The sequence below is a fragment of the Corynebacterium sp. HMSC074A01 genome (genome assembly GCF_001831515.1).
Taxonomy (GTDB): Bacteria; Actinomycetota; Actinomycetes; order Mycobacteriales; family Mycobacteriaceae; genus Corynebacterium.
The window spans coordinates 1-21,602 of record NZ_KV825598.1; the positions used below are offsets into that span (position 1 = coordinate 1).

The 21,602-nt window shown below is 61.9% G+C and carries 13 protein-coding genes; 7 read left to right on the top strand and 6 right to left on the bottom strand.

Annotated elements, in window-relative coordinates; genetic code table 11:
* Nucleotides 1-20: 20 nt before the first annotated feature.
* Nucleotides 21-3,620 carry a restriction endonuclease gene (locus HMPREF2550_RS00285; RefSeq protein WP_083319695.1) on the bottom strand — a complete coding sequence of 1,200 codons (3,600 nt, stop codon included), beginning with the start codon at nt 3,618-3,620 and terminating at the stop codon, nt 21-23.
* Between the two features lie 1,159 nt (nt 3,621-4,779).
* Here HMPREF2550_RS00285 and HMPREF2550_RS00290 point away from each other — a divergent pair.
* Nucleotides 4,780-6,255: an ATP-binding protein gene (locus HMPREF2550_RS00290; RefSeq protein WP_246819707.1), complete on the top strand. Its 1,476-nt coding sequence runs from the start codon at nt 4,780-4,782 to the stop codon at nt 6,253-6,255.
* 36 nt (nt 6,256-6,291) lie between these two features.
* On the opposite strand, the gene HMPREF2550_RS00295 is transcribed toward HMPREF2550_RS00290, so the two are convergent.
* The 3 genes from HMPREF2550_RS00295 to HMPREF2550_RS00305 form a co-directional block, all read right to left on the bottom strand.
* A complete protein-coding gene (locus HMPREF2550_RS00295) occupies nt 6,292-8,322 on the bottom strand; it encodes a hypothetical protein (RefSeq protein ID WP_070788967.1) in 2,031 nt (676 codons plus the stop codon).
* Nucleotides 8,323-8,618: 296 nt separating this feature from the next.
* Nucleotides 8,619-9,362, bottom strand: a complete 744-nt coding sequence (locus HMPREF2550_RS00300; RefSeq protein ID WP_070762387.1) for a hypothetical protein — start codon at nt 9,360-9,362, stop codon at nt 8,619-8,621.
* Between the two features lie 394 nt (nt 9,363-9,756).
* A complete protein-coding gene (locus tag HMPREF2550_RS00305; protein WP_070762389.1) occupies nt 9,757-11,139 on the bottom strand; it encodes an amino acid permease in 1,383 nt (460 codons plus the stop codon).
* Between the two features lie 515 nt (nt 11,140-11,654).
* Here HMPREF2550_RS00305 and HMPREF2550_RS00310 point away from each other — a divergent pair.
* On the top strand, nt 11,655-12,596 hold the full coding sequence (locus HMPREF2550_RS00310; protein WP_070788969.1) for an acrylyl-CoA reductase family protein: 942 nt from the start codon (nt 11,655-11,657) through the stop codon (nt 12,594-12,596).
* A gap of 15 nt (nt 12,597-12,611) precedes the next feature.
* Here the strand turns inward: HMPREF2550_RS00310 and HMPREF2550_RS00315 are convergent, their stop codons facing one another.
* Complete coding sequence (locus HMPREF2550_RS00315) at nt 12,612-13,901, bottom strand: aromatic amino acid transport family protein (RefSeq protein WP_070788971.1); 1,290 nt, start codon at nt 13,899-13,901, stop codon at nt 12,612-12,614.
* A gap of 134 nt (nt 13,902-14,035) precedes the next feature.
* Nucleotides 14,036-15,517 (bottom strand): DUF5129 domain-containing protein, encoded by a 1,482-nt coding sequence (locus HMPREF2550_RS00320; RefSeq protein WP_083319696.1) that lies wholly within the window; start codon nt 15,515-15,517, stop codon nt 14,036-14,038.
* A gap of 319 nt (nt 15,518-15,836) precedes the next feature.
* Here HMPREF2550_RS00320 and HMPREF2550_RS00325 point away from each other — a divergent pair, with 319 nt between their 5' ends.
* The 5 genes from HMPREF2550_RS00325 (at nt 15,837) to HMPREF2550_RS00345 (ending at nt 21,430) form a co-directional block, all read left to right on the top strand.
* Nucleotides 15,837-16,958 (top strand): ABC transporter ATP-binding protein, encoded by a 1,122-nt coding sequence (locus HMPREF2550_RS00325; RefSeq protein WP_070788973.1) that lies wholly within the window; start codon nt 15,837-15,839, stop codon nt 16,956-16,958.
* Nucleotides 16,959-16,971: 13 nt separating this feature from the next.
* The gene (locus HMPREF2550_RS00330) at nt 16,972-18,225 is read left to right on the top strand and encodes a DUF4032 domain-containing protein (RefSeq protein WP_070788975.1); all 1,254 of its coding nucleotides are present in this window, start codon (nt 16,972-16,974) and stop codon (nt 18,223-18,225) included.
* A 96-nt stretch (nt 18,226-18,321) separates the two neighbouring features.
* A complete protein-coding gene (locus HMPREF2550_RS00335) occupies nt 18,322-19,677 on the top strand; it encodes an ABC transporter substrate-binding protein (RefSeq protein ID WP_070788976.1) in 1,356 nt (451 codons plus the stop codon).
* Nucleotides 19,678-19,692: 15 nt separating this feature from the next.
* The gene (locus tag HMPREF2550_RS00340; RefSeq protein ID WP_070788978.1) at nt 19,693-20,538 is read left to right on the top strand and encodes a carbohydrate ABC transporter permease; all 846 of its coding nucleotides are present in this window, start codon (nt 19,693-19,695) and stop codon (nt 20,536-20,538) included.
* Between the two features lie 4 nt (nt 20,539-20,542).
* Nucleotides 20,543-21,430, top strand: coding sequence for a carbohydrate ABC transporter permease (locus HMPREF2550_RS00345; RefSeq protein ID WP_070788980.1), 888 nt, complete (start codon nt 20,543-20,545; stop codon nt 21,428-21,430).
* The last annotated feature ends 172 nt before the right edge of the window (nt 21,431-21,602 follow it).

Consider the following 21,602-nt stretch of genomic DNA (forward strand, 5'->3'; position numbering starts at 1 on the left):
TCGATGTGGCGCATTCACCCCTAGACCGGACGTTCCCATTCAATATTTTCGATGGTCGATGTATCGACAATCGCAAGCTTCTCCTCTGCCGACAGGTAATCTCCAATATCCCGGTAGTGCAGATCAAACCCAGACTTACTCGGATCCTTGACTCCGATCAGAATTGACACTGCAGCACGGGACCCAGAACCAAAGACTTTGCCGCCCTCTTTACGAGACAACTCGCCTGCGGTCCGCTGATTCCCCCGCAGGTTGAACAAATACACGTCACTAAAATCTTCGGCGAGCGAAAGTCGGATGCCGTCACCAGTGTTGGCGTCCACCCAACCGCCGTTAGACACAAATGCAACAACGCCCTGTTCCCCGATCCGGTCCGTCGCCCACCGGAACGCGCGCAGGTACGAGTCATACAGCGAGTTCTTATTTGTCGCCGTTGATTTCGCCGCGTATGTCTCCGCGATACGCGCGTCCAGCGTTGGGTACTTCAGATTCGCGTTGTTATCGTTCGCGCTTGCCTGTCCAACCGAATACGGCGGGTTGCCCACGATGACGTTGATCGGGGCTTCCTTCTGGCGAACAATGCGCTCGTTGTTGTTCTTAAACACCGTCAGATCCAGGATGTCTCCTTCCTCGTGGATCTGGAACGTATCGGCAAGAGCGATGCCCTCAAACGGCACATACTCCGGCTCCGGCAGGCCTTCACGCTGCGCCGCCTCGGCCTGCAACGCGTTGAACGTCGTCTCGATGTTGACCGCCGCCACGTAGTAGGCCAGCAGCATGATCTCGGTTGCGTGCAACTCGTTGGCGTACTTGCGGGCCAGGTCCTTCGGGTCGATCAACCCCGACTGGAGCAGGCGGACCATAAACGTGCCGGTGCCCGTAAACGGATCCAGGATGTGCACGCTCTCGTCGCTCAAGCCGCGGCCGAAATGCTGCTTCGACACATCGTCGGCGGCGCGCAGGATAAAGTCCACGATCTCCACTGGGGTGTAGACGATGCCCAGCTTATCGGCGTCACGCTTGAACGCTTTTTGGAAGAAACGCTCGTAAAGTTCCTTAATCACCTGCTGCTTACCAGACGCACTCTTGACCTCAGAAGCACGCACACGCACCGAGGCGTAGAACTTCTCCAGCGAATCAGTCTCAGCATCCAGGTCACTATCGTCGAGGGCATCGACCATGCGCTGCATGACCTGGGAGACCGGATTGTGGGCGGCGAAGTCATGCTCGCTAAACAGGGCGTCAAACACCGGGGCGGTAATCAGGTGCTGCGACAACATGCTGATCGCCTCATCCTCAGAAATCGAGTCGTTGAGGTTGCCCCGCAGACCCTCCACGAAGGTGTCGAACTCACCGCGGAGCTTCGCATCCGCCTGGTCAAGCAGCGCACGGATACGAGTGACCTGCGCCTTGGAGATGTCAGCGACGTCGTCGGCCCAATCCTCCCAGTAGGTGCGGGTGCCGACCTTGTCCACCAGTTTGGTATAGATCGCCTCCTGCCACTGTTCAAGCGAGAACAACGCGATCTGCTCCACAACATTCGAGCGGTCGTCATACAGCTGGGCGTCATTCTCGTCGAGCTCTTTGACCTTGTCGTTCGGCTTCGTCACGTGATCAACGTCGAGAGGAAGCTCCGAAATGTCGCCCTCGTTGAAGCCAATCGAGTTCACCTTGGCGTTGAAACGATCGTCGTGCGCGCGCAAGGCGTTGAGGATCTGCCACACAACCTTGAAACGCTGGTTATCGTTCAACGCCTCCGACGGCGACACCCCCGGCGGCACAGCCACCGGCAAAATCACGTACCCGTAGTCCTTCCCCTCAGACTTACGCATCACGCGGCCAACGGACTGCACCACGTCCACCATCGAATTACGGGGGTTGAAGAACACCACCGAGTCGAGGGCGGGGACGTCGACACCCTCGGAAAGACAGCGAGCGTTCGTCAGCACACGGGTCTCATTCGCCGGAATATCCGCCTCAAGCCACGAAATCTTATTGCCCCGCTCCAGCGCATTCATGCTGCCATCCACATGCTGCGCCGCAACCTCCAGATCCACGTTGTGCAGCGACACATCATTCAACACTGCGTGCTCCCGAAGCAGCTGCTGATGCGAGGACACCAACGTCGGGAAACTCTCCGCAATCAACTTCGACGTCTTAATATCCTTCGCGAATGCCACCGTGCGACGCATCGGCTCCGCGTCCTCATCAAAGCCGCCCTTCTTGCCCTGCAAACCCCCCGAACGCTTCGCCAAACCATTCCACGCGCCGATCATCGCAGAGGCCGTCGTCAAGTTCATGCCCTCATGCGTGCGCAACGCCATCGCCTCAGCCGCGACATCCTCATCCACCGTCATCACAAGCACGCGATAATCCGTGAGCAACCCCTTCTCAACGGCCTCGCCGAACCCCAAACGGTGCAACTCAGGGCCATACACAGCCTCATCATCCATCGATGCCAACTCCGCCGAATGCTGCACCGCCTTATCCTTCACACTTTCGTCGAACAAGCGCGGCGTCGCCGTCATATACAAACGCTTCGACGCACGAATGAACTCCGGATCATGCACCTTCACAAAGTTCGACTCGTCCTCGTCGGCCAGCGTCACGCCCGTCGTGCGGTGTGCCTCATCGCAAATAATAAGGTCGAAGTCCTCCAACCCCTGCTGCTGCGCATCATGCACCGCCTGAATCGACTGATACGTAGAAAACACCACATTCAGCGCCTTGGCACGCTTCCCCCGCTGATACCGCGCCGCAATATCTGCCCCAGAAGTAGACACCTGCACTTCCAAATCATGAGCCGCGATATCCTCAGCCCGCTTCCCCGCCTTGCTGTCAGAGCACACCGCGAACGCCTTCAAGTCAATCGTCGCCTGCGCCGTCCACTCCTTCATTGACTGCGACAACAACGCAATCGACGGCACCAAAAACAGCACCCGCGCCTTACCGTTATTCTGCTGCGCAACACGCTCCGCCAAACGCAACGCCGTAAATGTCTTACCAGTACCGCACGCCATAATCAGCTTCCCGCGATCGTGCGTCTTAAAGCCCTCAAGCGTCTTCTCAATCGCTATCGCCTGATGCGGACGCGGCTCAAAGGTTTCTCGGCGCGTCAAATGCACCTCAATCTCCGAACCAGGGAACACTACATCCCAATTCACCGGAGAATGCTGAATATCCGAAAACCCAATACGGTTCACGGGAATCTGCTGATTCCGCAACGCCTCCTCAGCATGACTCGACCATAAATCCGTCGTGGAAATAATGTAACGCTGAGCAAAAAACTCAACGCCCTTTTTCGTAGTAAACGAACGCCCCGACGCCTCAAAAAACGAATCCAGCTGCCCCTTCTGAATATGCGTCGTAGGCAGGTAAAACTTACACTGAATAGCCACCCACCGGCCGTCCTCCACCCGGCGCGCAACCAAATCAATCCCCGTATCCGCCTTGCCGCCATTAAACGGCCAATCAACCCAGCGGTACACCTGATCGAACTCCGGGGCCAACGTCGGATCCGTTCGGAAGAAATTCACCATCAATTTCTCAAACGCAAGCCCATACTTGCCCTGTGGCTGATTCTCACGAAGCTGATCAAGAACGTCGCTAAAGGTTGCCATAAGGAATAACCTGCCAAATCTGAACGGGAACATGGGAACAAGGTGGACGGCCTGGGAGCAGAGCCCGTGGGGCGAAGTCCGTGGGTGAAGTCCAGTTTTTAATCTAGCCGGTTTGGTGGGGAGATATAGGCTTCGCGCGAAGAGTCGAGATTTTGTGAACAGAATTGCGGGTGGGGCGGAGCTAGCGTCGATAAGCTCTGGTCGAAACCTTGAGGAGCAACAAGCAACCCCGATCACCCCGACTTTCTGGCAATCCACTGATAGTAGAAAACACACCGACTGTCCCTGAAGAGAAGAAACTTTCACCGGGAGGCATCGCAGGAATCGTCCTCGGGGTGCTTGCTGTAGTGGATGGCATCACCGTTGCGCTACTGCCGCAACTCCGCGAAGCGGTCAACCTCAAGTTTTAAGGTCGCTGAGCTCCGTCCCGAGGGTTCCGCTTGCCTCGGGGCATCATGGTTTTCGCATGCTCTTTCCTTTCCCTCCCAGACAAGCCTTTGCCTGTGCGGAATAGCACATTGGTTGGGGGTCGGAACGTAGAAGTACGAAGGAGGGGTTCCCCGTTACCGGGTGCGTACCAGCTAAAAGTGCATCAATGCGCTGCGAAGACATCGGCAGAGGGAACTCAAGGAAGACGTCGACATCCATCAGCCCAGCAGCCGCGAGGTCCTCTGCCAGTACCGGGAGGCTGTTCCTCCAGGATCTTTGCTCAGCTGCGGCAGACCTTGGTAGCGAACTGCCTAGCTGAGTCGAAAGTAGCTGTTCCACGAGGCTTTCCGGGTCAGATGCAGCGGTGATGAACTCCTCACTCTTCATCTGCAGAGCAGACAATGCAGCCTCCAAGCACACTAAAAAGTGCGATGTGGAGGCATTTCAGCGGACAAAGCCTGAGTTAGGTATGCCGAAGCCTGTCGGGATCGCGTTTCCGCACCCATCCTAACAACCAGGTTCGGTTTGAACCGCTTTTCAGCTTCGATGTTTTCTGCCTGTCAGACTGCGGGAGAAGTCTGAGTGCGAATTTGGTTGCGATTTTGATTACGCTTTTGGTTTATATTTTGAAGAATCGCACGCAGAATCGCACACACAGTGTGCAAACATGACTTTTACCTGCGGGTTTTGATTGCGATTTTGGTTTATATTTTGGTTTATACTTCTTAGCGTGAGCGAATCTGCGGACATCGATGGCAAGACTGTGCTGCAGTGCATCGTTCCTCCACAGCCTTCGGACCGGAAACCGTTCCGAGTTGGGAAGGGCGGCCCTGCCTACATCCGATCCGGGGATGGTGACTACGAGCTCGACCCAAACGAGGAGCAGCTCCTTGTTTCGCAACGCGGAGTGCCAAAGCACGACCGAGCACCGGTGGAGGGTGCCAGTGTCGAACGAGACCTCGACCCAGACCTGCTTGAGCAGTATTTGGAGCAGGAGCGCTCGCAGTCCGGTAGGCTCGCTCGACTCCCGCTCGAAGACCAGCTGATTCGCACCAACGTCGTTGCACCCGAGACAGGGGAGCCCACGGTGGCAGCAATCTATGCCCTCGGAATACACCCCCAGCAGTTTCTGCCCCTCAACGTCAAAGCACACGTCACCCGCGGGCCAAATGACCCAAAGGCAATGCGAATGCGGGACAGACAAGAGTTCACCGGACCGGTTCCCGACCTGCTCGAAGCGGTAGTCGAGTGGGTCACCGACCACCTACAGACAACCACTATCTTCACTGATGGCCACGGCAAGGACGTGCCGGAGCTTCCCACGCTGGCAATTCGAGAGATCGTAGCCAACGCGCTTGTTCACCGTGACCTATCTCCAGCCAGCATGCTTGCCTACACGCAAGTAGTGAAGCACCCTGACAAGCTCATCGTGGTCAACCCTGGAGGGCTGTGGGGGTTGACCGAAAGCGAACTTGGCAACACCGGGCCTCGGGCACGCAACCCCGTCTTGTACCGCATGTGTACTGCGGTAAAAACGCCGAAGGGCCACCGCGTCATTGAGGCGAGCGCAACTGGGATTCCCGCAGTACGTGAGGCGCTTCATGATGCCTTCCTCCCCGCCCCTTATTTCAAAGATAGAGTCATCGACTTCCAAGCGATTCTGACTTCTTCGACCATGCTTTCCGAAGAGGATCTCGCTTGGGCCACGAATCTTCCGGGCGGGGAAGTGTTTTCCACGGCGCAGCGTCATGCGCTCATCCGGATGCGCAACGGTGAGACGCTCACCAACGCCTCCTACCGCCAAGAATTTCCAATGGACTCCACACAGGCACGCGCCGAGTTGCAGCAGCTCGTGGAATTTGGTCTGGCCACTACCCGCGGCCAAGCGGGCGGCACCGTCTACTCGTTCCGCCAGGAGGACACACCTGCTCCAGCAAAACCCCAGCCATCAGCTTCGGTTCCTGCGCAACCGCAGACCCGCTCCTACCTGCGGAGCGAGGAAAAGATCGCCTTGATCCGCAAAACGCTCCACGACGCTGGGCAGCCGTTGACCAAGCGCGAAATCTCCGAGCGCACCGGTATGAGCTACGGGCAAATCAACCCGACGCTGAAGGAGATGGAGAAACAAGGCACCATCGTGTTCACGGAAAAGCAGTGGAACGCGAGGAACCAGCGTTACGCGCTAGCCGGTGAGCAGGGCGAGTAGGTTCAGGACAACGCGGCGTCGATAAGCGAAAAGCCCCTAGTCCTTGCGACCGAAGACGCCCTGGCTGCGCAGGCGGGAGAAGAGCACCGCACCGATCGCCAGCACAACGACAAGGGAGATCCAGAACTCGGTGTGGCTGTCGTCGGCGCGCGGCCACAGGTCGATCAGGCCAGGCACCGCGAGCGCGAGACCGGCGATCGCGATGTTGATGTTCAGGGCCTCGCGGCGCTCCTGCTCCTCCGCCTCGCGGCGGCGCTCCTGCCGCTCCTGTTCCTTCTCGCGCTCCTCCTTCTCCTGCGCCTTTTGGCGGCGCACGGTGTCCAGCGCCACCTGGATCGAGTCGGCCTGCGTGGCGTAGATGTCCTTGCGAAGCTCCAGTTCAGAGACGATTTCATCAAAGTTGTCGCGGGTGCCGGTGGCGAGCAGCATGTGGCGCAGCACCGCGGTGTCGACGGGGCGGCCGCTGACGGACTCGTACCAGAGGTGGTCGCGGAACACGACGAGCTCGGTCTGCAGCGCCTCGAAGTTACGCAGGCTGCGGCGCAAGGTTGACGACGCCTTCTGGATGTCGTCGTCGCTCCACTCGTCCTTCAGCCGCAGCTGGTCGATCTCCGTGGAGCCGAAGGTCATCGCGCGCAGCTGCTTGGCCATCTGGGCGAGGTACTTGTCGGCGCGGCGGACGAGGATGGCGAGGTCGACAAGCCGGGTGCCGGTGTGGATCCAGAAGAAGTTGTTGGCGTTCTCGATCGGGGCGCGGCGCACCACGGCCAGGCCGTTTTCGTCGGAGTGGACAGTCCAGTCGCGGAACAGCTGCACGCGCGAGGCGTCGAGCGAGTGCTGGTCAAGGGCGGTGAGCTCAGGCTGGAAGAGATCGGCACGGGTGGCGAGGAACCACGCCCAGGCGTCGTGCACCGTCCACGGGCCTAAATCCTGCTCACCGGGCTGCTGCATGCGCTGCGGCAGCTCGAGGCCCTCGCGGGCCGGGATCGCGGTAATCGTCGTGTACGGATTGCCCGCGGTTAGGCCGTCCTTCTCCTGCGCCCACCTCAAGCCGCCGCCGTTTCCGAATGCCAGGCTGGTGTTACCGATCGTCTCGCCGAAGCGTGCGAGCAACAGGCTCAGGAGGTTCTCCTTGCGGACCTCGGTGATGTGGGTGGGGTTTGGGGTGTACTCGGGAAGCAGCGGGACCCTATTGCGGCTGCGGAACAGCGACTTGGAAATCGCCTCGAGTGCGGCACTCGAGCAGTGCTCCGCGACGACGTGGAAGACCAGGAAGTCGTTCTGGAAGGCGGTGTTGGCGGTGTTGGCGGTGCCCTCTGTGCCCTCTGTGTCCTCTGTGCCGATTCTGCGCAGCCCCGGGCCCGAATACTGCAGGTGCTCCACGCACGCCAGCGAGATCCGCGCGTGCGGATTATGCAGCGCGCGGCCTTGGAAGCGCTCCAGGTTCCGCGTGCTGCCGCCAACCGCCGCGAGCACCTCCGGGTCGTCCACCAGCACAAACTCCGCGCCCGGGCGGGTCTTCTGGCGGGGATCTTCCGGCGGCGTCTTCCCGTTCTCCGGGGTGATGTCCGGGCGGAAGAGCAGGCGGCGGGCGCAAACGCTGGTTTTGTGGCGCGTGTGCTTGGGGGAACACTCTGACGCGCCGCCAACCGCGTCGACGGCCTCTGCGCCCACGGACTCATCCAGCGGCGAGCGGAAGCGGGAGTGCGCGCCTTTGAGGAACACCCGCGGGGTGTAGTGGTAGGCGGCTTTGTCGAGGAGGTGACGAGGGATGTCGGTGGCTCGTCGATAAGCAGCGGCTTCGGCGTCCCACACTGGGACCTCGATCGACTTAATCCCGCGGAAGCGGCCCGGAGCCCATTCGGTGTCATCCATGCTGGTCAGGGCGCCTGGGAACACCGGCAGGATCACCGCGAAGTGGGCGAGGCGCCAATCGGGCAGGTCCTCGCGCGCGACGGTAAACCCGTCCGGCAGCGGAAACTTCGTGCCCTGGAAGCTGTAGGCGTCGCTGTTTTTGACATCGTTGGCCTGCTCCGGGGTTAACGAAGCGGTGTCGTTCTTCGCCATGGCGTCCTTCTTCGGCGTGTGTCGGGCTTGCTCACGATGATGGTACGACAGCGCGGGCGTGCAGGTACGGTGATTGCCTAATTTTTGGCCGCTGAACTGGCGGTTTGCGCTCTATCTAAAAATGTTTTTGCGCTGAGGTAGACATCAACTGCAAAGCGTGTCATACTTCTTTCTGCGAACCTTCTCGCCCACGGCCCAACCCCCCCCGAGGCCGGAAGAGCGCTCACCACCCCCCCATTTAGAGCGCGAGAGGCGAGAAGGTTCCGCCTATTTTTCCGGGAAGTCTGCGGCGCCGCTTAGAAGGAACTGGAGCCGCCGGAGCCAGAGAACCCGGAGCTAAAGCCCGAATTCGTCCCGTTGCCGGAGCTCGGACTGTTGTCGGTCGCGTCCCAGACGCGCAGCTCGCGGTAGCTGACATAGCCGGGGTAGCGGTAGTCCGGCTCCCACAGGCGCGGTGCCGTGTAGTCGTCAACGCCGTCGCGCGCGGTGAACTGGCGGGCTTGCAGGGCCTCCATGGTGAGGCGGTAGTCGCCAAGCACGCGGACAAAGGTGTCCATGAAGGCCGGGTCCTGCGGGTTGGCCGCAAGCGCGTCGAGACGTTGGATGATCTTTTCGACACCCTCGGCGAGCTCCGCGTCGTCGGCCTTGGCTGCGGCGGTGTGGGCGTGTGTGGCGTCCTCGCGCAGCTCGGCCAGGTGCGCTTTGCGCACGTCGACGTCGCCGTGCTCCATGCGGTAGAGCTGGTCGATGTGCTCCTCGGCGCGCTGGGCATCTTCGAGGGTCTGCGCGGTGTACTCGCGCGTCAGCAGGTCCTTGTTGCACCTTGCCTCCCCAATGCGCTGCTTGCGCTTCTCGACGCGACGCACCGGCACCGCACCAATCGCCAGCACAGCCGCGAACACGCCCAGACCGACCGGCAGCGGGAGGAACGCGCGCAGGAAGCGCACATCGCCGACCTTGTAGTCGTAGACGAGCTCGGGATCGGTGGCGTGGCGCCAGCGGGGGCCGGAGGTATCCAGCTCGAATTGTCTGCTCGACATGGAAGAAATATGGCAAAGGAAAAGCCCGGCGTCTCGTGTTCTAGACGTCGGGCCCTGCCTCGATAATCTCCGGTATCAGCTTACAAAAGTGTCACCCCTTTACCTAGCGAGATAAGTAAATTGATTTGTCTCGCATACTTTGCAGTGGCTCACATGATGCGCGTCCGGGCCTCAACCCCGATGACCGGCGGAAGTATTGAACAATCACTTACATGGTGGTCAGAGGTTGTTTCTGAGCACGAATAGATATGACGAAAGCCGGCGCCCGGCCGGAGCGGCTTATAGAGTTGTCACTTTCCGAAAGAGCACAGCCCCCCGTAACGTGGTGCATATCACACGCGATGGGGTGCTGTGGGGGTAGAAGCAAGGGGATAGAAGGGCGTTACAGGCCTGCCTAGAACAGCTCGATAATCGACACACCGACAGCCAGCACACCGACGATAAAGACGAAGATGGTGTCGGGGCGGAAAGCATAGTGGCGGAACGCGGTGGCCTTCAGCGCCAGCAGGGCGGGCAGGATGAACAGCAGGAACGCCATAAAGATGCCGCCGACCACGGAAATCAGATCCAGGATCGAGGGATTGGCGACCGCGGCGAGAATGGCGGTGACGAAGACGAAGGCGAGCACGAGGCGTCGAGTAGCGCGCGGGTTCAGCTTGGCCGCAGTGCGCGGCGCGGCGACCCGGACGAGATAGCTGGTGCCCTCCTCGGTGCCCAGCAGGTGGCCGAAGTAGGAAGTGATGATCGCGCAGATGGCGATGACCGGACTGACCCACGCAAGGAACGGCGTCTGGGTCTCGTTGGCCAGGTAAGACAGGACCGGGATGTTCTGCTCGCGGGCTGCGTCCATGCCGTCGGCACCCAGCGCGAGCGCGCAGGACCAGACGAAGAACATGGTGAAGACCACCAGCATCGCTGCGGCGGCCAGCTCGATGCGCGAGACCGCACGCTCTGTCTCAGCGACGTTGCCGTTGTGGCGCTTCTGCATATCCAGCGCGAGCTGCGACAGGGCGGCGATGTGACTGAAGGAGAAGACCAGCACCGGCATCACCAAAATGATGGCCTGCCAGAGGGGAGTGTCGGACTCGTAGCTGCGGAAGCTGGCCAGGTCCCACTTGGGGATGAGGTAGATCGAGACCGCGGCGAGCGCCACGACCAGCGGGTAGACCAGCACGTTGGCCAGCCAGAGCGTGATCTTCATGCCCATCGCGTACGCGCCGGTGAGCAGGGTGACGCAGATCGTTGCCAGCAGCCAGCGGTTGATCTCGGGCCCGCCTAGCTGGTTGACGATGAAACTGTCCATCGTGTTGGTAATAGAGATCGCGTAGATCAACACCACCGGGTAGATGGCCAACCAGTACATCACCGCGGTGGCGAGGCCGCGCTTGCGGCCGGTCAGCGCAGTGACGACTTGGAGGACGTCGAGACCCTTCTCCGGGGAGGCCGCCACGATGCGGGCGTACGCGCGGTGGGAGAAGTACACCATCGGGCCGATGATCAGCGTGGCCAGTACAAGCGGCCAAAAACCGAAACTGCCCGCGTTGATCGGCAGGAAGAGGATGCCCGCGCCAACGCCGGTGCCGAAGAGCGCGATCACCCAAGAGAGGAACGTGCCGTCCGGCTTGTCCCCGGCGCGCTGCTCCTTGATCTGCTCCATATCCGCTTCCGAGAGGTTCTCGGTCTGGAACTCGGCGCGGCCGAGCTCAAGGTGTTCCTCGCTGTACTGCTCCGGTAACTCCCCGGCGCGCGGGGCTCCCGGGGTATGTGATGTGGACATCAATCCCTGCCTTTCTTTGTGGTGCGCCACACACTAACACGGCCTAATGATTTCTTACAGTCGCCTAAGAAACCTAATGGTCTAGGCGTGTGTAGGGGGCGGCGAGGCGTACCCCCTCCCTGGGGCGGGGTCGGTCCAAATGGAGCTAGCTCCATTTGGGGTTTGCGGCAGGATGCGACCTGGGGTTTTGGTGGCGGGGTTGGTCTAAATGGAGCTAGCTCCGTTTGGGGATTCCGGTTTGGTGCGACCTGGGGTTTTGCAGGCGGGGTCGGTGCAAATGGAGCTAGCTCCGTTTGGATCCGTTCAGAACGGACCGCCAGAACCGCCGGTCACACGCCGCCAGGCACAGACGCCCCAGTACCGCCTCGACGAGAGGCCCAAGCAATCAACGGCACGCGAGCCAGCGCCAACGAACCTATCGTCCGAGGTAGAAGCGGAGCTCAGCGATCTGTAATCGGCGCAGGGTTCTCCACCGCCCCGCCACCGACATCAGGATCGTCCCTATACTGGCCCCCATGAATCGCACGTTGATTGTCACCGAGCAAGGCCCCGAGGTCGTCGAGACGCAGCCCGAGTTTGCGGGCGAGGGCGACACGCTGATCACCCTCAGCCACTCCTCGCTCAACTACAAGGACGCCATGGCGCTCGACGGCAACCGCGGCATCCTGCGGCACCTGCCCACCGTGCCCGGCATCGATGCAGTCGGCACGCTTGCCGACGGTACGCTCGTCACCGTCAACGGCCGCGGCATCGGCGAGCGCCGTCACGGCGGCTACACCCCCGAAATGCGCATCGACGAATCCGAGATCACCCGCGTCCCCGCACGCTTCAGCGCACAGGAGGCGGCCGCTATCGGTACCGCCGGCTACACCGCAGCGCTGTCGGTGGCCGGCTTCGAGCGCGCGTTGTACGAGGACGCTGCTGACGGCCCCGTCCTGGTCACCGGTGCCACCGGCGGCGTCGGCTCGATCGCGGTGCAGTTGCTCGCGGCGCGGGGGTTTGAGGTGTGGGCGGTGACGGGTCGCGTCGATAAGCATGGCCCTTGGCTGCGCGAGCTCGGGGCGAGCGAGGTGCTCGACCGCGCCGAGTTTGCCGAGCCCGGCAAGCCGCTGCAGAAGGCGCGCCTGGGCGGCGTGGTGGACACCGTCGGCTCGACCGTGCTGGCCAACGCGCTCACGCAGCTGCGTTGGGGCGGCGTCGCCACCGCGTGCGGCATGGCCGCCGGCAACGACCTGCCCGCGAGCGTCCTGCCGTTCATCCTGCGCGGTGTGCAGCTTGTCGGTATCAACTCCGTCGATACGCCGCTGCCGCTTCGCGACGCCGCGTGGCAGCTCCTCGACGAATCCCTCGACATCGACGCGATCCGCACCGAGACCGTCGGCCTCGACGGAGTCGTGGAGGCGGGTCGGCGTGTGCTGGCCGGCGAGCACGCCGGGCGCACCGTGGTGGAGCTGTAGTCACGGGTTCCTGTCTTAGGCGAACATCTGCCAGATAGCCACGCCCATGATGACGATGCCCAGGATGAACACACCCCAGGTCTCCGGCGTGTTGGCAAAACGCCGGTAATCCTTGGCGTAGCGGAACAGCAGCATCGGCACGATGTAGACCAAAAACGTGATGAAGATGCCGCCGACCACCGAGATTAAGTCCAGGATGGAAGGGTTGATAATACCTGCGGCCACGGTGGTGACGAAGACGAAAACGTAAATGCCCCAGCGCAGCTTTTTCGGATCCAGGCGCTCGGCAACACCCGGCGCGACGGCGCGCACGAGGTAGGTAGTTCCCTCCTCGGCGCCCATGACGTGGCCGAAGTACGACGAGGCAATCGCACACAGGGCAACGATCGGCGAAAGGACGGCCAAAAACGGAGTCTGGGTCTCGTTAGCCAGATAGGACAGCACGGGAATGTTCTGCTCGCGCGCCGCCTCCATACCGTCAGCGCCAAGCGCAAGCGTGCACGACCACACGAAGAACATGGTGAACACCACGAGCAGGCCGACGGTGATCGCCTCAATCTTCGACACAGTCCGCTCCGTAGCCGTGACATCGCCGCCCTCACGCTTTTGCACGTCGAGCGCGAACTGGGACACTGCCGGCATGTGGTTGAAGGAGAACACGAACACCGGCAAAATCAGCAGCATCGCCTTCCAGAACGGAGTACCCGACTCGTAGGAACGGAAGCTGGCCACATCCCACTGGGGGATGAGGTAGAACGACACTGCGGCCAGCGCGATGATGAGCGGATAGACCAGCGCGTTGGCAAAAGCGAGCGTCGCCTTCTTCCCCAACGCGTACGCGCCCGTGAGCACACCCACGCACACCGTGGCCATCAGCCAGCGCGGCACATGCGGGCCGTGGAGTTGGTTGACCACGAAACTGTCCATGGTGTTGGTCACGCTCACGCCGTAGATCAGCACGATCGGGTAAATGGACAACCAGTACATCAGACCCGTCATCAGCCCGCGGTTGCGCCCAGCCAACGCCGTGACGACCTGCAGCACGTCCAGGCCCTTCTTCGGCGACGCGGCGACGATACGCGCGTAGGTGCGGTGCGAGAAAAACACCATCGGGGCGATAAGCAGTGTAATTACAAGGAGCGGGAAGAAACCGAAGCTGCCGGCGTCGATAGGCAAAAAGAGGATGCCCGCCCCGACGGCAGTACCGAACAGTGTGATCGCCCAAGACAGGGTGCCGCCGTCGGGGACGGTGCCGGAGCTGTGCTCCGCGATCTGCCGCTTATCTGCCTCCGTGAGGTGTTCCATATTGAATTCGCGTGCGCTCGTGGGCAAGGGCTGCCTCCGTGAAACTTAAGTTGTGTGGGACACGGGGAGTCTAAAGCAGGAGTGTTGCAATCGTCACATCGTCGCACCGATGTCGGGTGGTGGCACGACACCCCCTAGAAGGAGCTCGACCCGCCCGCGCCGGAGAACCCGCTGCTAAACGACGTATTCACGCCCGAGCTCGACGACGAGGACTGCGCCGCCTGCTCCGCCTCCACATTGGAGGAGTGCCAGGAGGCCAGCGCCACGTAAGGCACGTAGCCGGAGTACACGTAGCCCGGGTCCGTCAGACGCGGGGTGTGCAGCTCGTTGTGCTCCTTGACGTCGCTGAACTCGCGGCGCTTCACGGCGTCCAGCAGCACCCGGTAGTCGCCGAGCACGCGGACGAAGGTGTCCAAAAACTCCGGCGAATCCGGGTTCTGGTCCAGCCAGTCCACTCGCTCCTGCAGCTGCGCAAGACCCTGCTTGAGCTCGTTGTCCTTGACCTCGGAGCGGGCGCGGACGATGTCCTCGCGGATGTCCGTGAGCAGGTTGCGGCGCGCCGCGCCGTCGCCCTGCTCCACCGCAAAGAGCCGGTTGATGTTGTCCTCGGCGTGGCTGGCGTCCTCGAAGGTCTGCGCCGCGTCGCGTAGGTTGTCGGCGCTCTCGTAGGCCTGCTGGTCGGTGGCCACGCTGTTGCTCTGGGTCGCGTCGTGCAGACGCAGGAAGCGGTCACGCACCTCCGACCACTGCTGGCGCATCTCCGCGTTGGCGAAGGCCGAAGACACCGAGTTGGCGCGCAGGTCCAGCTCGTCGAGGCGCTGGCTCAAACCCGTGTACTCGCTGGCCAGGAGAGCGTGGTCTGCGCGGGCCTGGTTGATCTTCTTGCGGCGCTTGTCCCGCATGGTCGCCGCGATACTGCCACCGATCAGGGCCGCACCCGACGGGATTCCGCCACCGGCGATCGCCAGGCCGATGCGGTCGCCCTCCGCATCCTCCGCGCCCCACTGTTGGACCGCATCCGCGTCCATCGCCAGGTTCGCCACGGCGAAGGCAGCCGCGGGCAGGTTGTTGTCGCGCAGCCCCGGCTTCATCTCCTCCAGCACCTCGCTGAGGCGCTGACCCTTGCGGATCTTGAGCTGGTCAGCGACGTCCTCGCCGGCGAAGACAAAGTTGTTGCGCGACTGCATGTCGGCGCCCAGGATGAGCACACCGTCTGCGAACTTATCGTTGCCGATCTGCTCCGGGTAGTTATCGCGCAGGAAGTTCTCCACCGAGTCGTTGACGTTCTCGCGGCCCTCGGCCAAGAAAATGTAGTGGATGGTCTGCACCGTATCCGGGTGGGGGAGGCGCTCCGCGTCGCGCTCCATGCGCTGCTCGTCCTCGGCACTCAGGATGTCCTGCGGGTCCGAGATCTGCAGTTGCGCGGCTTCCGCCTGTGTGGACACCGTGAATTCGGAGGCGTCCGGGACATCGGCCAGGCCGTAGCCAGCCGCGCCGCCGCCGACTGCCAGCAGCGCCGACGCACCGATGACCGCCGCCCAGTCCTTTGCGGCAGAGCCCTTCGCGGGCTGGCGGGCGGTGTTGCTTTCGTAAGTTCCGTCGGGAGTCGAAGCCATGGGGCCAAGGATAGCGGGGGAGGGGTGCGGGTGAAGGCTACAACGTAGCCCCTAGAACGTAGCCTTTCGAGTAAAGCCGTTCTCAGCAGCGACCGATACGGCGCTCCACTCGAAAGACTACGTTTTGGAGGCTACGCACTAGGGGCGACGTTCTACCCGCTACGTTTTGGCAAACCAAGAACGTTTGAGCAACCAACCCCGTCTCCCACACCCGCGCCGACCGAATATGCCCACGCGCACCCGCGGCGGGGGTAACGTGGGGTACGACCCTTTTCCCCACTACGGATCGTTCGGCACGTACCTGCCGATGGAGGACATTATGGCAACTGTGACTTATGACAATGCGACACGCATTTACCCCGGCGCGGACAAGCCGAGCGTGGACAAGCTGAACCTGGAGATCGCGGACGGCGAGTTCCTGGTGCTGGTGGGCCCGTCGGGCTCGGGTAAGTCGACGGCGCTGCGCATGCTCGCGGGCCTGGAGGACACCAACGAGGGCCACATTCGCATCGGCGACCGCGACGTGACCAACGTCAGCCCGAAGGAACGCGACATCGCCATGGTGTTCCAGAACTACGCGCTGTACCCGCACATGACCGTGCGCGAGAACATGGGTTTTGCGCTGAAGATCGCGGGCCAGGACAAGGCGGAGATTGACCGTCGCGTGGAAGAGGCGGCGAAGACGCTGGATCTGACCGAGTACCTGGACCGCAAGCCGAAGGCGCTGTCCGGCGGTCAGCGTCAGCGCGTGGCGATGGGCCGCGCGATCGTGCGCGAGCCGCAGGTGTTTTTGATGGACGAGCCGCTGTCCAACCTGGACGCGAAGCTGCGCGTGCAGACCCGTACGCAGATCGCCAACCTGCAGCGTCGCATGAAGGTGACCACGCTGTACGTCACCCACGACCAGACTGAGGCCCTGACCATGGGCGATCGGATCGCGGTGCTGAACTTCGGCGTGCTGCAGCAGGTGGGCACGCCGCGCGAGCTCTACGACCGCCCGAACAACGTCTTCGTCGCGGGCTTCATTGGCTCGCCGGCGATGAACCTGTCCACCTTCGACGTGGATTCCTCTGGCGTGGCGCGTCTGGGCCAGGCGTCGATCCCGCTGCCGCAGGACGTGCGCGCGCACCTGACTGAGGCCGATAAGGGCCAGATCATCCTCGGTTTCCGCCCGGAGGCGCTCACGCTTGTCGACGGCAACGCCGAGCACTCGATCCCGGTGGAGATCGACTTTGTCGAGGAGCTGGGCTCCGACTCCTACCTGTATGGCCACCTCGCCGGCGGCGGCTGGAAGGAAGAGGGCATGCAGGAGGAGACCTCCGGCCAGATCGTGGTGCGCACCGCGCCGCTGTCCGGTGTGATGAAGGGCGATGTCGTCCACGCCCAGATCGCCGAGGGCGGCCTGCACGCCTTCTCCAAGGCGACGGGCGAGCGCCTGTAGGAGCAAGTCAAGCGTGCTGGAAAAACTCAGTGTTGTTTCTCCCACGTACGCGCCCACGCTGCTGAAGATGCCGTGGTCCACCCCGCTGGAGGAGTGGAGCACGGACCTGCTCGCGGCACTGCCGCGCGGCATCTCGCGGCACACCGTGCGCCTGGTTGAGGCGGATGGCCTGGTCTTCGCGGTCAAGGAGATCGGGGAGCGGGTGGCCTACCACGAGTACCGTAACCTGCGCCGACTCCAGGAGTTGGGCGTGCCGTGCGTGGTGCCTGTCGCGGTGATTACGCACCGCCGGGGCGAGGACGGTCAGGAGCTGACCCCCTGCCTAGTCACCGAGCACCTGCGCTTTTCGCTGCCGTACCGCGACGTGTTTTCGCGCGACCCGGCGGCGGAGGTGGTGTCCAAGCTGGTGCGCGCGCTGGCTGTGCTGCTCGTGCGCCTGCACCTGCTCGGCTTCTACTGGGGCGACGTGTCGCTGTCCAACACGCTCTTTCGCCGCGATGCGGACCAGTTCTCCGCCTACCTGGTCGATGCGGAGACCGGCGAGTTCCACGAACCACTGTCGCAGGGCCGCAGGCTTTACGACGTCGACGTGGCCCGCGTCAACATCATCGGCGAACTTATGGACCTCCAGGCCGCCGGCGCCATCGACGAGGACGCCGACGTCATCGCCCTTGGCAACGCCATCGAGGCCGTCTACCTCGAACTCTGGGACCTGGTCACCGGTGAGCTGGTGGTGGAGGGGGATGCGTTTGATGCCGTCGCAAAGCGGGTCGAGGCGATCAACGCGCTCGGCTTCGACGTCGGCGAGATGGAGATTGAAAACGAAGGCAACCGCTACCGCATCATCATCGAGCCGGCCGTGTTCTCCACCGGCTTCTACCAAAAGAAACTGCTGCAGCTGACGGGACTGGACGTCCAGGACGGGCAGGCGCAACGACTGCTGGGTGAGATGGAGGTCTACCGGGCAGTGCGCTACGGCGGAAAGCTGCCGCTAGAAGCGGTGGCGCACCGGTGGATGGTGCGCGAGTACGAGCCAGTGGTGGCGCTGATCCCCGAGCAGCTGCGGGAGAAGCTCGAGCCCGCGCAGATCTTCCACGAGATCCTGGATCACCGGTGGTTCCTCAGCCAGAACGAGCACCGCTTCGTGCCGCTCATGGAGGCCGCCGCGTCGTACTTCCAGCGCGTACTACCGGGACACCGGGACGAGGCGATGGTATACCGACTACCCCCGATGCCACCCCCGGACCAAACAGGTAATACCAGCTAATACCACCGTATAGGTGTTATGTATTAAAGGTATTGTTGGCCCTGCTCAACGGTTCTACGCTGGAAGCGTACGTATAAACCAATAGAAGGACCGCCAATGAGTACGAGAGTCAGCGCGGCTCGGCGTGTGGTGGCGAGTGTGGCGACGGTGATGCTTGCGTCGATAAGCATGGTTGCCTGCGGCACGGACAATGGGCCCAACGTGTATTACCTGAACTTCAAGCCGGAGCAGGCCGAGCAATTCAAGGCGATCGCCGAGGAGTACACGGCGGAGACCGGGATCCCCGTCAAGGTGGTCACGGCCGCATCCGGCTCCTACATGCAGACGCTGAAGGCCGAGATGGCCAAGAGCAACGCGCCCACCCTGTTCCAGATCAACGGCCAGGAAGGCTACGGCATCTGGAAGGACTACCTGGCCGACATCTCCGACTACGAGGTGGTCGAGGCGCTCAACGAGGACGCGCAGCCGATCACCGACAAAGACGGCTCCGTGCGCGGCTTCCCGTTCGCCATGGAGGGCTTTGGCATCCTCTACAACGAGGAGATCTTCGACCGCTACTTCGCACTGCCCAACCCGGCCGTGGCCTCCATGGACGAGATCAACAACTTCGGCGCGCTCAAGGCCGTCGCCGAGGATATGCAGGGCAAGAAAGAGGAGCTGGGTATCGACGGCGCGTTTGCCGTGACCAGCCTCATCGCCGGTGAAGAGTGGCGCTGGACCAACCACCTGATGAACGGGCCGTACCACTACGAGATCCTGGACCGCGACATCAACGAGTTCCAGGACATGCCCACCATCGACTTCACCTACGGCGACAACTTCAAGCAGCTGTTCGACCTGTACCTGCAGAACTCCACGACCAAGCCGGCACTGGCCGCCTCCCGCGCCACCAGCGATTCCATGGCGGAGTTCGCCACCGGCAAGGCGGCGATGGTGCAGAACGGTAACTGGGCCTGGAGCCAGATTGCTGGCGACGCCTCGAACGTGGTCAAGGAAGACAAGATCAAGTTCATGCCCATGTACATGGGCCTGCCCAACGAGGAAAACGTCGGGCTGAACGTCGGCACCGAGAACTACCTCGCGGTGAACAACAAGGCCAGCGAGGAAGACCAGCAGGCCACCCGCGACTTCCTCACCTGGCTGTTCCTCTCCGAGCGCGGCAAGGAACTGGTGGTGGATGACCTGTCATTCATCGCGCCGTTTACCAACTACAGCCCCGAAGACGTGCCGGACGACCCGCTGGCCCGCCAGCTGCAGGCTGCGCTGTCCGACACCGAGACCGAATCCATCCCCTGGGACTTCCTCTTTAGTCCCAACCAGCAGCTCCGCGACCTCTACGGCCAGAACCTCGCCCAGTACGCCATTGGCAACATGAGCTGGGACGACGTAGTGGCCAAGTTCAAGGACGACTGGGAGTACGAGATGGCCAACCAGATCGCCTTGCTGGACTAGGCAGAGGAGCACACCATGCAAGCAACACTGAAAAAGTATTTCCCCATCTTCGTCCTGCCGACGCTGGCGGCCTTTGCCATCGCCTTCTTGGTGCCGTTCATCATCGGCTTCTTCCTGTCCTTTACCAAGTTCACCACGATTACCGACGCCACCTGGGTCGGCCTAGAAAACTACGGCCGCGTCTTCCAGGAACGTGAGGGCTTCGTCTCCGCCTTCGGCTTCACCGTGGCGGTGGCGGTCGTCTCGATCATCACCGTCAACGTGATCGCGTTCGCCATCGCGTGGACGCTCACGCGCAAGCTCAAGGGCACGAACTTCTTCCGCACGGTGTTCTTCATGCCGAACCTGATCGGCGGCATCGTGCTCGGCTACACCTGGCAGTCCATGATCAACGCGGTGCTGGCCCACTACGAGACCACCATCGCCGCCGACTGGCGCTTCGGCTACGCCGGCCTGATCATCCTGATGAACTGGCAGCTGATCGGCTACATGATGATCATCTACATCGCCGGCCTGCAGAACGTGCCGCCCGAGCTCATCGAGGCAGCCGAGCTGGACGGCGTGAGCAAGTGGGAGATGCTGCGGCACGTGACCATCCCGATGATGATGCCGTCGATCACCATCTGCCTCTTCCTCACCCTGTCGAACACCTTCAAGCTGTTCGACCAGAACCTCGCGCTGACCAACGGCGCACCGGGGCAGCAGACCGAGATGGTCGCCCTGAATATCGTCAACACCATGTTCAACCGCGTCGGTGCCGAGGGCGTCGGCCAGGCGAAGGCAGTGATCTTCGTTGTCATCGTGGTTGTCATCGCAATGTTCCAGCTGCGCGCCACCCGCAGCAGGGAAGTGGAGGCATAGAACAATGACCACCAAAGTAACGAAGCCGGCTGCGAAGCCAGCCGCCAGCGAGGCGAAGGTTTCCGGCGGCGCAAAGGGCTTGATCTACGCGGTGCTGATCTTCCTCACCATCGTGTTCCTCGGCCCAATCTTCTTCATCCTGCTGAACTCCTTCAAGGACCGCTTCGCCATCTCGAACAACCCGTTCGCCCTGCCGGTTGGCGACATGTGGGCCGGCTTCAGCAACTACGTCACCGGCATCCAAGGCGAAGGCTTCGGCTGGGCAATCGTGTGGTCATTCGTGATCACGATCCTGTCCGTCGCCGCCGTCGTCTTCTTCTCATCCATGACCGCCTACTACATCACCCGCGTGAAGACCTGGTGGACGAGCACCCTGTACTACCTGTTCGTCTTCTCCATGGTTATCCCGTTCCAGATGGTCATGTTCCCCACCGTGGTCATCGCCGACCGCCTCGGCATGGCCAACCCGCTCGGCATGGTCATCCTCTACATGGGCTTCGGCTCCGGCCTGTCCGTCTTCATGTTCTCCGGCTTCATCAAGTCGATCCCCCTGGAGATCGAGGAAGCCGCAACTATCGACGGCTGCTCGCCCCTCTCCACCTTCTTCCGAGTCGTCATGCCGATGCTCAAACCCACCGCGATCACCGTGGCGATCCTCAACGCCATGTGGATCTGGAACGACTACCTCCTGCCCTACCTGGTCGTCGGCCTGTCCACGCCGTACCGCACCATCCCGGTGGTCATCCAGCAGTTCATCGGCTCCCAGGGCGACCGCGACCTGGGCGCGATGATGGCCATGCTCGTGCTGGCGATCATCCCCATCATCATCTTCTACATGTCCGCGCAGAAGCACATCGTTGAAGGTGTCGCAGCAGGTGCGGTGAAGGGTTAGTCGCTTCGGCTGGCTGTTTGGCTTGGCGTCGAGATCGGTTTCGGTCTCGACGCCTTTGCTTTTGGGGTGGGGTCCAAATGGAGCTAGCTCCATTTACGGTTGCGCGCAGATTGCGACCTGGGGATTTAAGAGGCGGTGTCGTCCAAATGGAGCTAGCTCCATTTACGGTTGC

What these genes read in the sequence shown, in the direction of transcription:
- HMPREF2550_RS00285 (WP_083319695.1), bottom strand. Translation starts at nt 3,620, where the DNA reads ATGGCAACCTTTAGCGACGTTCTTGATCAGCTTCGTGAGAATCAGCCA.
- HMPREF2550_RS00295 (WP_070788967.1), bottom strand. Translation starts at nt 8,322, where the DNA reads ATGGCGAAGAACGACACCGCTTCGTTAACCCCGGAGCAGGCCAACGAT.
- HMPREF2550_RS00300 (WP_070762387.1), bottom strand. Translation starts at nt 9,362, where the DNA reads ATGTCGAGCAGACAATTCGAGCTGGATACCTCCGGCCCCCGCTGGCGC.
- HMPREF2550_RS00305 (WP_070762389.1), bottom strand. Translation starts at nt 11,139, where the DNA reads ATGTCCACATCACATACCCCGGGAGCCCCGCGCGCCGGGGAGTTACCG.
- HMPREF2550_RS00310 (WP_070788969.1), top strand. Translation starts at nt 11,655, where the DNA reads ATGAATCGCACGTTGATTGTCACCGAGCAAGGCCCCGAGGTCGTCGAG.
- HMPREF2550_RS00315 (WP_070788971.1), bottom strand. Translation starts at nt 13,901, where the DNA reads ATGGAACACCTCACGGAGGCAGATAAGCGGCAGATCGCGGAGCACAGC.
- HMPREF2550_RS00320 (WP_083319696.1), bottom strand. Translation starts at nt 15,517, where the DNA reads ATGGCTTCGACTCCCGACGGAACTTACGAAAGCAACACCGCCCGCCAG.
- HMPREF2550_RS00325 (WP_070788973.1), top strand. Translation starts at nt 15,837, where the DNA reads ATGGCAACTGTGACTTATGACAATGCGACACGCATTTACCCCGGCGCG.
- HMPREF2550_RS00335 (WP_070788976.1), top strand. Translation starts at nt 18,322, where the DNA reads ATGAGTACGAGAGTCAGCGCGGCTCGGCGTGTGGTGGCGAGTGTGGCG.
- HMPREF2550_RS00340 (WP_070788978.1), top strand. Translation starts at nt 19,693, where the DNA reads ATGCAAGCAACACTGAAAAAGTATTTCCCCATCTTCGTCCTGCCGACG.
- HMPREF2550_RS00345 (WP_070788980.1), top strand. Translation starts at nt 20,543, where the DNA reads ATGACCACCAAAGTAACGAAGCCGGCTGCGAAGCCAGCCGCCAGCGAG.